This is a genomic window from Glaciecola nitratireducens FR1064 (assembly GCF_000226565.1).
GTDB classification, from domain to species: domain Bacteria; phylum Pseudomonadota; class Gammaproteobacteria; order Enterobacterales; family Alteromonadaceae; genus Glaciecola; species Glaciecola nitratireducens.
On sequence record NC_016041.1, the window covers coordinates 1,438,219 to 1,452,316 of the forward strand.

14 protein-coding genes are annotated in these 14,098 nt (G+C 41.9%); 10 read left to right on the top strand and 4 right to left on the bottom strand.

All coding sequences use genetic code 11. The features are described from left to right. Window positions 1–134: 134 nt before the first annotated feature. The 4 genes from GNIT_RS06275 (at window position 135) to GNIT_RS06290 (ending at window position 5,123) form a co-directional block, all read left to right on the top strand. Window positions 135–2,669, top strand: coding sequence for an efflux RND transporter permease subunit (locus tag GNIT_RS06275; protein WP_041246694.1), 2,535 nt, complete (start codon window positions 135–137; stop codon window positions 2,667–2,669). 13 nt (window positions 2,670–2,682) lie between these two features. Further along, window positions 2,683–3,504: an outer membrane lipoprotein-sorting protein gene (locus GNIT_RS06280; protein WP_014108321.1), complete on the top strand. Its 822-nt coding sequence runs from the start codon at window positions 2,683–2,685 to the stop codon at window positions 3,502–3,504. Window position 3,505: 1 nt separating this feature from the next. Then, window positions 3,506–4,822: a hypothetical protein gene (locus GNIT_RS06285; RefSeq protein WP_014108322.1), complete on the top strand. Its 1,317-nt coding sequence runs from the start codon at window positions 3,506–3,508 to the stop codon at window positions 4,820–4,822. Between the two features lie 85 nt (window positions 4,823–4,907). Beyond that, window positions 4,908–5,123, top strand: a complete 216-nt coding sequence (locus GNIT_RS06290; RefSeq protein ID WP_014108323.1) for a YgaP family membrane protein — start codon at window positions 4,908–4,910, stop codon at window positions 5,121–5,123. Window positions 5,124–5,249: 126 nt separating this feature from the next. On the opposite strand, the gene GNIT_RS06295 is transcribed toward GNIT_RS06290, so the two are convergent. Beyond that, window positions 5,250–6,548 (bottom strand): sigma-54 interaction domain-containing protein, encoded by a 1,299-nt coding sequence (locus tag GNIT_RS06295; protein ID WP_238526947.1) that lies wholly within the window; start codon window positions 6,546–6,548, stop codon window positions 5,250–5,252. 214 nt (window positions 6,549–6,762) lie between these two features. Here GNIT_RS06295 and GNIT_RS06300 point away from each other — a divergent pair, with 214 nt between their 5' ends. The 6 genes from GNIT_RS06300 to GNIT_RS06325 all read left to right on the top strand — a co-directional run bounded on the left by GNIT_RS06300 (window position 6,763) and on the right by GNIT_RS06325 (window position 12,000). Beyond that, complete coding sequence (locus GNIT_RS06300; RefSeq protein WP_014108326.1) at window positions 6,763–8,040, top strand: NAD(P)/FAD-dependent oxidoreductase; 1,278 nt, start codon at window positions 6,763–6,765, stop codon at window positions 8,038–8,040. Between the two features lie 52 nt (window positions 8,041–8,092). Next, entirely contained in the window at window positions 8,093–8,842 is a 750-nt protein-coding gene (locus GNIT_RS06305) for a Tll0287-like domain-containing protein (protein ID WP_238526948.1), read from the top strand. Window positions 8,843–9,134: 292 nt separating this feature from the next. Next, on the top strand, window positions 9,135–10,007 hold the full coding sequence (locus GNIT_RS06310; protein WP_014108328.1) for an MBL fold metallo-hydrolase: 873 nt from the start codon (window positions 9,135–9,137) through the stop codon (window positions 10,005–10,007). Further along, window positions 10,007–10,804 (top strand): sulfite exporter TauE/SafE family protein, encoded by a 798-nt coding sequence (locus GNIT_RS06315; RefSeq protein ID WP_014108329.1) that lies wholly within the window; start codon window positions 10,007–10,009, stop codon window positions 10,802–10,804. Before GNIT_RS06310 ends, GNIT_RS06315 begins: the two co-directional genes overlap by 1 nt. A 13-nt stretch (window positions 10,805–10,817) precedes the next feature. Continuing rightward, window positions 10,818–11,267, top strand: a complete 450-nt coding sequence (locus GNIT_RS06320; protein WP_014108330.1) for a protein tyrosine phosphatase family protein — start codon at window positions 10,818–10,820, stop codon at window positions 11,265–11,267. A gap of 427 nt (window positions 11,268–11,694) precedes the next feature. Further along, entirely contained in the window at window positions 11,695–12,000 is a 306-nt protein-coding gene (locus tag GNIT_RS06325) for a hypothetical protein (RefSeq protein WP_014108331.1), read from the top strand. A 118-nt stretch (window positions 12,001–12,118) separates the two neighbouring features. On the opposite strand, the gene GNIT_RS06330 is transcribed toward GNIT_RS06325, so the two are convergent. The 3 genes from GNIT_RS06330 to GNIT_RS06340 are packed head-to-tail and all read right to left on the bottom strand — an operon-like array spanning window position 12,119 to window position 14,048. Then, on the bottom strand, window positions 12,119–12,673 hold the full coding sequence (locus tag GNIT_RS06330) for a CBU_0592 family membrane protein (protein WP_041246322.1): 555 nt from the start codon (window positions 12,671–12,673) through the stop codon (window positions 12,119–12,121). Between the two features lie 40 nt (window positions 12,674–12,713). Continuing rightward, complete coding sequence (locus GNIT_RS06335) at window positions 12,714–13,574, bottom strand: SDR family NAD(P)-dependent oxidoreductase (RefSeq protein ID WP_014108333.1); 861 nt, start codon at window positions 13,572–13,574, stop codon at window positions 12,714–12,716. A gap of 18 nt (window positions 13,575–13,592) precedes the next feature. Continuing rightward, window positions 13,593–14,048: an SRPBCC family protein gene (locus tag GNIT_RS06340; protein ID WP_014108334.1), complete on the bottom strand. Its 456-nt coding sequence runs from the start codon at window positions 14,046–14,048 to the stop codon at window positions 13,593–13,595. Between the last annotated feature and the right edge of the window lie 50 nt (window positions 14,049–14,098).

A 14,098-nucleotide genomic window follows, 5' to 3' on the forward strand; every position in this document is an offset into this window, starting at 1 on the left:
TTACACGTGTTTCTTCGAATTCTCTTTTTTTCTAATTAGATCAATATCTTAAAATAACAATTTTGACATTTTACCGCATGTTGGCGCGTATTTTGCGTTACACTTTGCAGTTGTTAGTAAAATTGAATGAAAACATGAAAAATATCGCTAAAAAATTGGTCCATTTTTGCACGCAAAAACCGAAAATTGTCTACGCTGTGTTGTTGCTTTTAGCCGTGGTTTTTACAGCACAAATACCGCGTATAAAAATCGACACAGACCCAGAAAACATGCTGTCTGCGGAGCATCCAGCACGAGTGTTTCACAACGAAGTAAAAACACGCTTTGCGATGCACGACTCGATCGTTGTTGGTATAGTCGATACCAAGACTGAAAATGGTGTGTTTACACCGGCGTCGTTGACTGACATATATGACATAACAGAGTCAATATTGTCAATTGACGGCGTTGTTTCTGCCGACCTTATGTCGATTTCAACCGTCGATAACATCTCCCAGTCTGAATCTGGAACGATTAGGTTCGAGTGGATGATGGACAAACCGCCTTCCAACCTCGATGAAAGTAAAAAAATTCGAAACTATCTTGAGAGACTGCCCCTACTGCAAGACACCTTAGTGTCTCAGAATGGCAAAGCTGCAGCCATTTATGTTCCTATCAAAGACAAAAATGAAAGCTACAACATTGCCGAGCAAATCAGAGCGAATATAAATAAGTTGGAAGGAAGTGCCGACTGGTATATCACCGGTTTACCCGTTGCTGAAGACCAGTTTGGCGTTGAGATGTTTATTCAAATGGGTATTTCTGCACCACTCGCCGGACTCACCATTTTTATATTGTTATTTTTCTTTTTCAGAAATATACCTCTAATTATTGCGCCGATGGTTGTTGCCATGGCCACCGTTATGATCACTATGGGGGCACTCATAGGTATGGGCTATACGGTACACATCATGTCCTCTATGATTGCAATCTTCTTGATGCCTATCGCGGTTGTTGATTCTGTGCATATTCTTTCTGAGTTCAGCGACCGCCATAAACCAGGAGCAGATCTCAAGGAAACGATAGAAGAGGTTGTAGGCCACTTATTTACGCCCATGTTATATACCTCTGTTACCTCATCCGTTGGTTTTTATTCGCTTATGCTTACGCCCATCCCGCCAGTGCAAATATTCGGCGCGTTTGTTGGAAGCGGTATATTGCTTGCGTTTGTGATCACAATAACATTTATGCCATCTTATCTTTCACGCATGAACGATGCGTCATTGGACAAGCTGCAATTGGTCATGCACTCGTCGGAAGGCGGCAGTCGCATTGCTAAAGTGGCTAAATTTTTGGGTGGTTTTGCGCTCAGGTTTAAAGCATCATTAGTCATAGGGTTTGCTATCGTTTTTGCCATTTCGGTATGGGGAATAACCCAAATTCAAATAAACGACAATCCCGTTCGTTGGTTCAAGCAAGATCATGAAATCCGAGTTGCCGACAAAGTGCTTAACGAAAACTTTGCGGGAACGTATGACGCTTATGTTGTTCTAAGTTCTAGTAATACGCTGATGTCGCTTAAAGATTTATTGGCTACAGATAAACCAGCTAGTTTAAGTGATTGGGCTGCAGAGCAACTTACTCAATTATCTGGACAACCTATGAGTGAGCAGTATCAGCAGCTATTGCTTAATATTGACGACAAGTTGTTCTCAGAAGTTTCTGATGCAGAGGCAGATTACTTGAATGCGACACTCGTAAATGCAGAGTCGGCGTTGAGTCAATCGAAAGCCTTTCAGTCGCCCGAACTACTTACTTATGTTGAATCGCTGCAAGATTATTTGAAAGCATCGGGATTGGTTGGCAAATCAAATTCACTTGCCGATGTGGTTAAAGTGGTTAATAGAGAGTTAAGATCGGGAGAAGAGAAAGACTATGCGTTGCCTAACTCTCCTCAGGCTGTTGCACAAACGCTTCTGCAGTATCAGTCATCGCATCGACCAAATGATCTCTGGCACTTTGTCACCCCGGACTATCAATCAACGCTCATTTGGCTGCAAATGACTTCGGGCGATAATCAGGATATGAGCCAGGTTATTGCGCTGGTCGATGAGTTCATGACGCAGCAGCCTCTGCCGCAAAATGTTCAATTAGACTGGGCTGGCAAGGCTTATTTAAACGTCGTTTGGCAGGACAATATGGTCGCTGGGATGCTTGATAGTTTAGTCGGTGCATTCGTGATTGTATTTATCATGATGGTACTGTTGTTCCGCTCCTTGGTATTTGGTGTGTTGGCGATGCTTCCGCTCACTATCACAATCACCTTTATTTACGGTTTAATTGGTATTATCGGAAAAGATTACGACATGCCAATTGCTGTGCTGTCTGCATTGACTCTGGGTCTGTCGGTTGATTTTGCAATCCACTTTTTGGAAAGGGCACGCGAAGTATATAAACAAACCAACGATATAAAACAAACTTTTACTGTGATGTTCGATGAACCTGCAACGGCGATTACTCGCAACGCATTAGTCATTGCGCTTGGCTTTACGCCACTGCTATTCGCACCCTTGGTTCCTTACATCACGGTCGGCATATTTTTAGCAAGTATAATGGCGATATCTGCTTTAGTAACACTGTTAATTTTGCCTGCAGTGATGACTATGGGCAAACGAATAGTCTTCAAGTAAATAAGGAATCCAGATGATGTTAAAGAGAATTAAAACGATAAATAAAATAGCTAGCTTTGTGGCCGCGAGCTTGGCGCTATTGGCAGCAGTGCCGCTCCAAGCTGCTAGTATTGATGTATCAAGTATCGTAAAAAATGCAGAAAAAGCGGCGTATTACAGTGGCAAAGACGGCCGCTCGGATGCAAGGATGATGATTGTTGATGCTCAGGGCCGAAAACAAATGCGCCAATTTACTGTATTGCGCCGAGATGTAGAAGATAACGGCGACCAACAAATGATGGTGTTTTTCGAAAGACCTGCTGATGTTAAAGACACTGTCTTTAGAGTCGAAAAACACGTTGATTTGGCGATAGAAGACGATCGATGGTTATATTTACCTGCACTTGATTTAGTTAAGCGCATTTCTTCAGGCGACAAACGTACGTCTTTTGTAGGCTCTCATTTTTTCTATGAAGATGTGTCTGGTCGTGCTATTTCGGAAGATAACTTTGTGTTACAAGAAGATACTGAGGCAGCATACATATTAAAAGCCACCCCCAAAGCGCCCGAGACCGTTGAGTTTGCGTATTACGTTGTTACCATCGATAAGAAGACTAACTTACCAATTTTGATAGATTTCTTTAAATCGAATAACGATAACTATCGTCGAGTAGAAGCGGTGAAAATTGAAGAAATACAGGGTTTCCCCACAGTTGTTCGCTCTAAAGTAAGCGACCTTGAAAGCGGTGCCTATACCCTCATGGAGTTTCGCAATATCAACTTCGATCTTGGCTTAGTCGATGATGTGTTTACTGAGCGCAGTTTGCGTAATCCGCCGCGTGAATGGTTAAACTAAGATGGAAAACGTTTTTTCTGCATTTATCCTGTCATTTGGAGTAGCCAGCGTAAGCTTATCAGGTGTTGCGTTAGCTCAAGAGACCGAGTGGGACATGGACGAGTGGGGTGAAGAAGAGAAAGCGCCTAAAAGCTTCTCTGGCTTTGTAGAGCTAGCTGCGGGTGTTCGTCTATCATCCGACCCTGTCATAAATACTGACAAGACGCTGGCTGACTTAAGAGCTCAATTACAGTGGGATAAAGACTTCGAAGCGTCCCGAGTTAAGTTTACCGCAGACCTGTATTATGATGGTGTGCTTGACCAAACAAAACTACAAATAAGGGAGCTAGCTTGGCAAGGCAGCTTAGACTCAATCGTTTCCTTGGGGGAATGGAGTAAAAAGTTTGATATTAAAGTCGGTCAACAAGTTCTGACTTGGGGTACAGGTGATTACGTATTTCTGAATGACTTATTCCCGAAAGACTTTCAGTCGTTTTTTGCAGGCCGAGACGATGATTATTTGAAGGCGCCATCGCTGGCAGCAAAAGTATCAGGCTTTTTTGATTGGGCTAACGTCGACGCTGTGATAACACCAAAGTTTAGCCCTGACAACTATATCAATGGTGACTATTTTTCGTTCTTTTCGCCTTTTGCAGGTGCTAACGTAGCGCCGGGATTCGAGGTTTCATCACCCAACAAACCAAGCTCGCCTGAATATGCCTTGCGTGTATACAAAACGATAGGTTCAACAGAATATGCGGTTTATGCCTATGACGGGTTTCATAAATCGCCGGCTAGTTTTACTGAGTTTGGTGAACCGTATTTTTCTGGCTTAAGAGTATATGGCGCTAGCGCTATTACGCCTTTTGCCAGCGGCTTATTAAATATGGAAATGGCTTACTATGATTCAAAGGACGATGCACAAGGCCGCGATCCTTTAGTGCCCAACAGTCAATCGCGCTGGCTTGTCGGCTATGAACAAGAGTTGGTGAAAAACTTAACCGGCAGCGCACAGCTATATGTAGAGCGAATGAGCAATTTTGATGCATTAAAAGCAAGCTCACTCACGCCAGAGTTCGATCCGAACAAAAGCCGTGTTTTATTCACGCAGCGTCTTATGTATAGAGCACTACAGCAAACACTGACCTTGAACGCGTTCAACTTTTATTCCACGAGTGATGAGGATGGTTATTTAAAACTAAGCGCAGATTATAGTCCCGTTGATCAGTGGCAGCTATCTGGCGGGTTTAACGTGTTTTATGGTAAGGAACGATTTAGCTTCTTCAATCAATTTGAAGATGCCAGCAACGCATTCGTAAGGTTCAAATATTATTATTAACGACATTGAATAAAAAACTCATGAGTTTACTCAATTAAGTAGCAGAAAACATAATTTATAAACTAGGCTTTATTTAGGAGGTAGCATGTCAGCAGAAAGAGCGTTAACTGCATTTGCAGGATTTATGGTATTGGTGTCTATTGCACTAACGGTGTGGGTTCACCCTAACTTTGTTTGGTTTACGGCTTTTATAGGCGTAAATTTATTTCAACAAAGTTTTACGGGTTTCTGCCCAGCCACTATTATTTTGCGTAAAGTGTTCGGTCTTAAAACTGAAAAAGAATTGGCTTTAAAGCAATAATAAGCATTGATAAAAGACAGTCCCCCAATTGTTTTCCTATGAACAAAAGGCTTTTGGGAGACTCACCTTACTGTTAGCCTAGGCACAATTCTCTACCTGGGCTTTTTATTTTGTCCGGATGCTCAACTACTCGTATTTCAATCCAAATTTTTGCAGTTTCCGATACAACGTTCGGGTACTTACCTCTAGTTTCTCCGCCAGTTCATCAATCGACATATTTTGCGACTCACATACTTGAGTCAAATACCTTTCCTCTGCTTCCTCTAAACTTAAAATTTCACTATCGGAAATTTGTGGCTTCGCCGGTCTAGCAAATATTTGCTCCGGTAAATCATGCACTTCAATTAAATCTTCATTCGCCAATAGCGTCGCTTGTTCAACGATACTCTTGAGTTCTCTGATGTTTCCTGGGTAATCATATTCTGAAAGGCGTTTTAGCGCGGCACTGCTGAATTTTTTGTGTCGCAATTCTGAGTGACTGAGAAAGTGTAATATTAAACCCTTAATATCGTCAGAGCGCTCAGCGAGCGAAGGCAAAGAAATAGGGAACCCCGCTATTCTGTAGTATAAATCCTTGCGAAATTGTCCTGATTCAACAAGATCTAATAGATTTTTATGGCTAGCGCAAATGAGTCTAAAGTTTGCTTTGCGTTGCTTTAGACCACCGACGGTGCGATAACAGTGAGTTTCGAGTAAACGCAGCAGTTTAACCTGCATGCTTAATGGGACATCTGCTATTTCGTCAAAAAATACGGTGCCGCCGCTAGCAATCTCTATTAAACCACTCTTCGCATGAGTTGCTCCGGTGAAGGCTCCTTTTTCATGACCAAATAATTCTGATTCAAAAAGGTTCTCATTTAAGCCTGTGCATTCGATCACAACAAAAGGCTTTTCAGCACGGCGACTAGACTCATGCAACGCTTTAGCCACAAGCTCTTTGCCTGTTCCTGTTTCACCCTGTAAAAGCACTGCGATTTCAGACTTAGCGGCACGGTTTATTTTGGTGAGTAGCCTCTTGAAGGGCTCAGAGCTACCTATCATTTTATTTGTTTGCGAATCGGCCGAAGCAAAGTCGATGCGATCTAGTATTTCCAAAAAGCCGGTGGTAATGCCATCGGCATCCTTCACTGGCTTCATTATTATGTCGCAGTAAGTCTTCCCGTGTTCAGTGTTATGAATATGCACGACGCTGCTGGTTCGGTCCGTTTTAATACAGGATTGGATTGGGCATTCTTCACCATGTTTATCGCAAGGTGATGTATTGCCATGGGATATTTCGAAACAACGACTATTGCCAACAACGACTTCATTTTCGTAAGTGTCCCTGTAAGCTTCATTAACAGCCAGTATCGTGTATTGAGGATCGATAAAAATAGCAGGTTTATCGATAGCATTGATCATGGCTTGTACGATGGAAATGCTCATAGTTTTTTAAATTATCATTCTGACAAAGTTGTCTGAGTATGTGACAAAACTGACATGAGATTCAAGTTAAAAGACAGCTGATTTGTCGTTTCTTTAAAATAGCTAACAGAAACAATGGTTTGATTTCTTGAAATAAGTGGCACGACTTTTGTTAACAAGTAAGTTACAAGTGACAAAAATGATGCAATTTCATTTTCAAAAAAAAGGAATCGATATGGCTAAGGTCGTTGTTTTAGGAGCTGGTACTGGCGGTATGCCAGCGGCTTACGAAATAAAGGAGATGTTGGGTAAAGATCACGAAGTAGTGATGGTTAACGAACGTCCAGAATTTAGATTTGTGCCTTCAAACCCCTGGGTTGCTGTCGGTTGGCGTAAAGCAGAAGCAATTACAATCCCGATTGAGAAATATTTAAATAAAAAGGATATTGCTTTTGTTTGCGCGCGCATCACAGAAATTGACGCGAAAAATAATCAAATGAAAACTGAGTCAGGCGACACAATCGACTATGACTACTTGATTATTGCAACCGGCCCTAAGCTCGCATTTGCCAATATCGAAGGCGCGGGACCGACGCACTATACGCAATCGGTTTGTACGCTTGACCATGCTCAACAGTGTTACGCTGATGTGAAAAAGTTAATCGAAAACCCAGGCCCAGTTGTTGTAGGTTCATTTCAAGGTGCCAGTTGTTTTGGTCCTGCCTATGAATACGCCTTCATCTTAGATAAAGCACTGCGCGACGCTAAGATCAGACACAAAGTGCCAATGCATTTTGTCACTAGCGAACCCTACATCGGTCACTTAGGTTTGGGTGGTGTGGGTGACTCTAAGTCAATGTTGGAATCAGACCTGCGGGCAAAAGACATCAAATGGATTTGTAATGCGACGGTTGACAAGGTCGAGGATGGACTGATGCACGTGTCCGAACTGAATAGGAAGGGTGAGGTTGATTTTAATCACGAATTACCCTTCAAGCACTCTATGCTGATCCCGCCATTTGCTGGCATAGATGCAGTCGCTAATGTCGAAGGCTTATGCAATCCCAAAGGATTTGTTATTACCGATGAATTTCAGCGCAGTCCAGCGTTCCCAAATATATTCTCAGGCGGTGTGTGTGTAGCAATTCCGCCGGTCGAGGCCACACCGGTGCCAACAGGAACGCCCAAAACAGGGTATATGATTGAAACGATGATGACCGCCATTGCTCATAATTTGAAATCAATAATTATTGATAATGACGTACCTTCTACTAAGGGTACATGGCATGCGATTTGTTTAGCTGATATGGGCGACACGGGCGCTGCTTTTGTTGCTATGCCGCAAATTCCACCTCGCAATGTTACTTGGTTTAAAAAAGGTAAGTGGGTGCATTATGCCAAAATTGCATTTGAAAAATACTTCATGCGCAAAATGAAAACAGGTACAAGTGAGCCTATCTATGAGAAATACATGCTCAAAGCATTAGGTATCGAACGTTTAGAACATAAATAAAATAGTGAAGCTAGGGAAAAACCGCTAGAGAAACCAATGGAGAAAGGGAAAAATGATGAAGAGAGTACTTATTTATGTTGCCGCGCTCACGCTGTTTGGTTTTTCTCAGTTCGGGTTGGCTGCTCTAGCACAAGCTAAGCAGCGTGCGGTTCTGTTTGAGTTCGCCATTAATCAGGCTGAAGCGGTCCATACGCAACCTAGGCTGAACGATAGTGCCGATGGCAAGGTTGAAAGAGCCACTGAGGGCTCTGTTGAAAAAACACCTGAACTAAAAAAACAGATGATGTTAGATAGAAATGCAGCAAGCAATGATCAGCAAGAGCTTATTACACAAGCGAGTTTGAGAGTGAAACAGTTCTCAACTCAATTGAAGGCGGAATTAGGTGCGGCTATTCAATCTGGTGGCCTTAACGCGGGTGTTGAGGTTTGTCACTCCAAAGCGCCAAAAATTGCTGAACGTTTGTCTACAGAAGGCTGGAGCGTGGCTAGAACCAGCTTGAAAACGCGGAATCAAGAAAATACACCGGATCAATGGGAAACTGACACGCTCACGCAGTTTGATGCTCGTTTTAAGCAAGGGGAGAAGGCTGAAAACTTAATCACTATACGGTCGGATAAAAAACACTTTCGCTTAATGAAAGCAATTCCTATGGATCAGGTTTGTCTGGCTTGTCACGGCACTTCTATCAATCCTAGTTTGCAAAAAACGATTCAAAAATATTATCCAAACGATAGTGCGACTGGATTTTCCCTTGAAGATATTCGCGGTGCATTTACCTTGCAAAAAGACCTTTCTGAATAGTCTTAAAAAACGATTTCATGCGCTGACAATAATGTCAGCGTATTTTGCCATATGTGACTAAATTACTGTTAAAAATAAAACTTATACGTTTCTTGTTAATTTAAATTCAATAAAAACAATTGTTTGTGAATTTTTAATCTTTGGCACACCGTGTGCACAGCATTAGCAAGTTATTAATGTTTCCAGTTTTTCGCGTTGCTTTCAATGAGGATCAGTTTGATTACACCTTAGGGCGTCTGACTCTGTGAACAAACAAAAATTCTACTCTTCTTTTATGAGGTCAAAACACATCATGAATAAACTCAGTATCCAAGCGTTTTTTGATGACAACACGCAAACAGTGACCTACGTTGTGACAGATAAGGCAACTTGTTCGGCGGCGATTATCGATCCGGTACTCGATTTCGACCCTACCTCGGGCAAACTGTCGTCTGTCAGTGCTGATAAGGTTATTGCTTTTTTAGATGATAATAACTTGCGACTTGAATGGATACTAGAAACCCATGCCCACGCCGACCATATTACTGCTGCAAATTACATTAAAGGAAAGCGCGGTGGCAAAATTGGTGTCGGAGAACATATTAAAAAAGTGCAGACGACATTTAAAAAGACCTTCAATTTACATGATGAATTACCGTGTGATGGCAGTCAATTTGATTTCCTATTTGAAGATGGGGAAATCATTAGTTTAGGGCATTTGGATATTCAAGTTATGCACACACCAGGCCATACACCCGCCTGTGTCAGTTATATAATTGAAGATGCCGTATTTGTTGGTGACACCATATTTATGCCGGATTTTGGCACTGCACGCGCTGACTTCCCAATGGGAAGCGCTAAAACCCTATATCAGTCAATCCAAAAAATATTATCGCTGCCTGATCAGACTCGTATTTTTGTTGGCCACGATTACAAAAGCCCCACTCGAGATGACTATGCCTGGGAAACGACAGTTTTACAGGAAAAGCGAAATAATATTCACGTTAAGCTAGGAACAAGCCAAAGTGAATTTGTTAATTTGCGTGAAGCACGTGATGCAAACCTGCCGGTACCGAAGCTATTGCTGCCGTCTATTCAATTGAATATTAGGGCCGGAAATTTACCCATTACAGAAACAAATGGTGTCTCTTATTTGAAGCTACCACTGACCTTGGAAGTGAACTAATGATGTTTGAACCAACGATATGGATTGGTGCAATTCTCATGGGCCTGAGCTTGGGATTGCTTGGTTCAGGCGGCAGTATTTTGACCGTTCCGCTGCTAGTTTATATTGCGCATGAACCCGAAAAAGCGGCGATAGCGGAGTCATTGTTAATTGTGGGCATTGTTGCGCTAACAGGCAGTATCACACAGTTTTTAAAGCGCTTAGTCGACTTTAGGTTGGTTGTTGTTTTTGGATTGCCCAGCATGCTGGCTGCTTATTTTGGCGCTTATCTTTCCCAGTATGTCGGCGCACAAGTTCAAATGTTGATATTTGCTAGTGTAATGGTGTTAGCCAGTGGGTTTATGTTGCGGCCCATCAGCGCTTTGCCTAACTCGAACAACACTCCAAATTCGATTAACAGCAGGGTGGATGATTTCACCGTATTGCAGTATCTGTTATTAATAATCGCCGGTATTGCTGTTGGAACATTAGCTGGTTTGATAGGTGTAGGCGGTGGTTTCTTGATTGTGCCAGCACTTCTATTCATAGCGAAAGCAACAATGCGAAAGGCGATTGCAACAAGTCTTTTTATTATTGCGATGCAGAGCTTCGCTGGGTTTATGAAGTATACCTATTTACAAAGCACGCAAGAACTAAGCCTTAACGTACCACTGATAATTTTGGTCACTGTTTGTGCCGTTTTCGGAGTATTGCTCGGAGGAAAGGTGGTCAATAAACTCCCGCAAGCTCGGTTAAAACAAGTTTTCGGAGGCGCGCTAATCCCGCTTTCGGCATTCATTCTTTACAACAACGTTTAGTGGGGGACTTAATATGTCAACTGATCCAGCGTATTTACAAGCAACTAAAATATCGGAAATTACTAAACAGTTTTCTGTATCTGGAGAGCTCACCGAAAGCGAGTTAAGTAGCTTGGCGAAGCAGGGCGTTGATACTCTTATTAACGTTCGTCCAGATAACGAATGTGAAAACCAAATTAGTGACCAAATGTGGCGAACTTTGGCTCGGAAATATAATCTTCGTTACTTCTTTATCCCTGTAAAATCTGGCTATTACACAAAGACAGATGTAGCACAGTTTAAAGCCGCATTGTTGCAGTCTTCCAAGCGTGTGCACAGTTTCTGCAGAACCGGCACAAGAGCGTCACATTTATGGGCGTTGGCAAACAAAGACAAGCTGTCGTTTGCTGATTTGCAAGCGGCTCTTCAAGTTCATGGATTTGATATGCAGGTTATTTCTGCAATGTTTGGTAATGACCAATAGCGAATATCTTTCGACAGTCAGTAGGTTCTTAAATATAAAAACGGATGCACTCGCAGTAAGTGCCATCGTTTAATTTCTTAATTGTCTTCAATAATGTCTTTTTATTGATAATAAAAAGCAAAGTTTTTATACGCTTATAAAAATATATGCAAAACTCCCGTAAAAATAGTAAACTTGGTTAGCACATGAATATGACATGAATATGACATTAATATGACAAATATATGACATCGCTACGTGTTTTTATTGTTTATATTTAGTGCGGCGCTTACTTACCTTTATGTAACTTGGCGAATTTGTACGTTTGCCTGTGATTACTATTAAATGCACAAAGATGCATCTATAGGTTAATTGGCTTTGGTTGAGTCAATATTCAAATAAAGCCTTTTATCCTTTGACTTTCAAGCTATATTTTAGGGGATATTATATGTTTTTCAGTAAATTTTTTAAAAAGAAATACCCGTATGCACCCATTGCTTATTTGGGCAGGAAGACCGTAGAACGGACCTTAGATGCGAATATTCGTAAATTGAAAAAAGTAGAAAAAGAGATTGGAGAAGAGCAGGATAATAATGACGCTGAAGCGAGTAAAGCAGAGAAAAAAAACGCTGAATCCAATAAAGCGTTAAACAAGAAAGTTGATGCTAGAAAAAGTCAAAAAAAGGCTGTCGATCAGAGTAAAAAGAGTGTCGAGAAAAGTAAAAGTAAAGCCAGTACAAAATCGAAGAAGTGAATAAATGCGCTCGCGCTACTGTAGAGGCTTAAGTTCTTTTTAAGCCTCGTTCAACTGACTCAACAAAGCCAACTTAAGACATGATGATGTGGCGGTATGCTTCAATTTCGACGTGGTTCTAGTCTATTAAGTGCACCTCGTTATAACTCTTTATTATACCTATCAGTGACACTATCGCCCATGCAACTTCAAGCGTCAATACTGGATAGTTAGCGCTGAGCCAAAGTTGGGGCAACAAGGCCAGAGCAGCATAAACGTTGCAGCTTAAATAGGCTCTTGAGGAAATTATCTTCGCTGAAAACAAAAAATAACTAGAGCAGAAAAAATAAGCAGAAGACCAACCCAATACTTCATAGAATGTGGTGATTTCTATAAGAAAGAATGAAGCGGAAGCTGCCAACAACATTAGCGCTGAGAACGAAAAATAAGATTTCGCTCTTATCTTAACCGAATCTATTTTTACATCGATTAAGAGTAGCGTGCTCACTGTCATCCAAAACCCATTAATGACCGCAGCTTGCCAAGATGAAAGGTGGACTGACTGAACCGTAAGCGCCGTCGCCGCAAATAGATTACCGCTAAAATAAACCTTAGGCCGCCAACTTGTAACTAAACTGATGTAAGCATGATTAGCGAGATATAAAAAAGTACCGCACCAACCGAGTATTAGCATAAACAAGGTTAATTAACGCTCCAATATAAGCTGTGACACATTATTTTTTAACATTAAAGCCTTCGTGATCCGTGCGATAGTCTTCTTCCATGCCTAGTCCGGCGATTTCCTTTCCAGTTAACTTGCTCAACCACTTTAACGATAATATTCGAGACGCAATGTAGGTTTTAATCGCTTGGTTACCAAACACGATGCGCGCTTTATTACGCATGATCGAAGTGGCAATGTGCAGAGCTATCGCCTTAGGCTCGGTAGTTAAAAAGCGCTCTTTAAATTTTTGGCTTTGCGCGAGTCGGGTAATGTTGGTATTGATCCCGCCTGGGTGAACTAAATGCACTTGTATTTGAGGGTGAACGAGCTCGAGTTCAGCGCGAAGCGACTCAGTATAGCCTCGAATGGCGAACTTACTGGCACAATAATCGGCTGTATTTGGAGGCGCGACAAAACCGAATATACTAGACACATTGATGAGTGCAGCCCACGAGCGCTGAGTTAAGTATGGAAGTGCCGCTTTGCTGCCGTAAACCATGCCATAGAAATTCACGTCCATAACGCGCTTTAAAACGTCGTCATCCGATGCCCATACTGGTTGAGACGAGCCTTCAATACCTGCGTTATTGATCACCACATCGATGTGACCGCAATGAGTTGCCACATTAGCTAGATAAGTTTGCCAATCGGCTTGACTCGAAACATCAAGACCACTGGCAAATAAGGTCATATCAGGATGAGAGGTTCTAAGCACTTTTGCAACGCCAGCAAGTGCTGATTCGTCAATGTCGCAGATTGCTACCTTGCTGCCTAACTCGGCAAATACGCTAGCGAGTGCTGCGCCGATACCGGAAGCAGCGCCAGTTACAACAATGGTCTTGTTGGCAAAAAAATCATGTAATGTAGGCATTGAGCAAAGTCCTATTTTTTATTTAGCGGATGGGGCGGGCATATTATCGATGAATTTCAAAATACTACCGAATGCGCGTTGTCCCACTTTTTCGACTTGTTTGTCAAAATACCAGTTTCCTAATAGCGGAATATTAATATGGCCTCGGGAGCGCCAGTGCACGTGAGTTTTGCCAGCTTTTTCAGTGAGTCTAATCTCGCCTAGTTCGTGCTTGTAAGGTAATGGTTTTGAATAAGTGATTATATAGCCAAGTAAGTAGGGTGGTTCAAATGCTACAATTTCTTCATGCAGCGTGGCACCTGCTGCCTGTATTTCTCTTACAGCTCCCAAACCATTCGATTCATCATTGCCTTCCTTAACAAGGCGAGATTTATCAACGGCTTTGAATTGCGAATAATTAGCGTGATCGCTCAATATGCGAAAAACCTCCGCGATGGGTTTATCGACAGTTCGTTCCACAGAAATCGAAAACATGGTATTCCTTATGATCTTTACGGCTAGCGTTTTTGGTAATTAATACTCAT

Bases quoted from the DNA above. Each gene is read 5' to 3' on its own strand.
- GNIT_RS06285 (WP_014108322.1), top strand. From the start codon at position 3,506: ATGGAAAACGTTTTTTCTGCATTTATCCTGTCATTTGGAGTAGCCAGC.
- GNIT_RS06330 (WP_041246322.1), bottom strand. From the start codon at position 12,673: ATGCTAATACTCGGTTGGTGCGGTACTTTTTTATATCTCGCTAATCAT.
- GNIT_RS06300 (WP_014108326.1), top strand. From the start codon at position 6,763: ATGGCTAAGGTCGTTGTTTTAGGAGCTGGTACTGGCGGTATGCCAGCG.
- GNIT_RS06280 (WP_014108321.1), top strand. From the start codon at position 2,683: ATGATGTTAAAGAGAATTAAAACGATAAATAAAATAGCTAGCTTTGTG.
- GNIT_RS06310 (WP_014108328.1), top strand. From the start codon at position 9,135: ATGAATAAACTCAGTATCCAAGCGTTTTTTGATGACAACACGCAAACA.
- GNIT_RS06335 (WP_014108333.1), bottom strand. From the start codon at position 13,574: ATGCCTACATTACATGATTTTTTTGCCAACAAGACCATTGTTGTAACT.
- GNIT_RS06315 (WP_014108329.1), top strand. From the start codon at position 10,007: ATGATGTTTGAACCAACGATATGGATTGGTGCAATTCTCATGGGCCTG.
- GNIT_RS06295 (WP_238526947.1), bottom strand. From the start codon at position 6,548: ATGAGCATTTCCATCGTACAAGCCATGATCAATGCTATCGATAAACCT.
- GNIT_RS06305 (WP_238526948.1), top strand. From the start codon at position 8,093: ATGATGAAGAGAGTACTTATTTATGTTGCCGCGCTCACGCTGTTTGGT.
- GNIT_RS06320 (WP_014108330.1), top strand. From the start codon at position 10,818: ATGTCAACTGATCCAGCGTATTTACAAGCAACTAAAATATCGGAAATT.
- GNIT_RS06275 (WP_041246694.1), top strand. From the start codon at position 135: ATGAAAAATATCGCTAAAAAATTGGTCCATTTTTGCACGCAAAAACCG.
- GNIT_RS06340 (WP_014108334.1), bottom strand. From the start codon at position 14,048: ATGTTTTCGATTTCTGTGGAACGAACTGTCGATAAACCCATCGCGGAG.
- GNIT_RS06325 (WP_014108331.1), top strand. From the start codon at position 11,695: ATGTTTTTCAGTAAATTTTTTAAAAAGAAATACCCGTATGCACCCATT.
- GNIT_RS06290 (WP_014108323.1), top strand. From the start codon at position 4,908: ATGTCAGCAGAAAGAGCGTTAACTGCATTTGCAGGATTTATGGTATTG.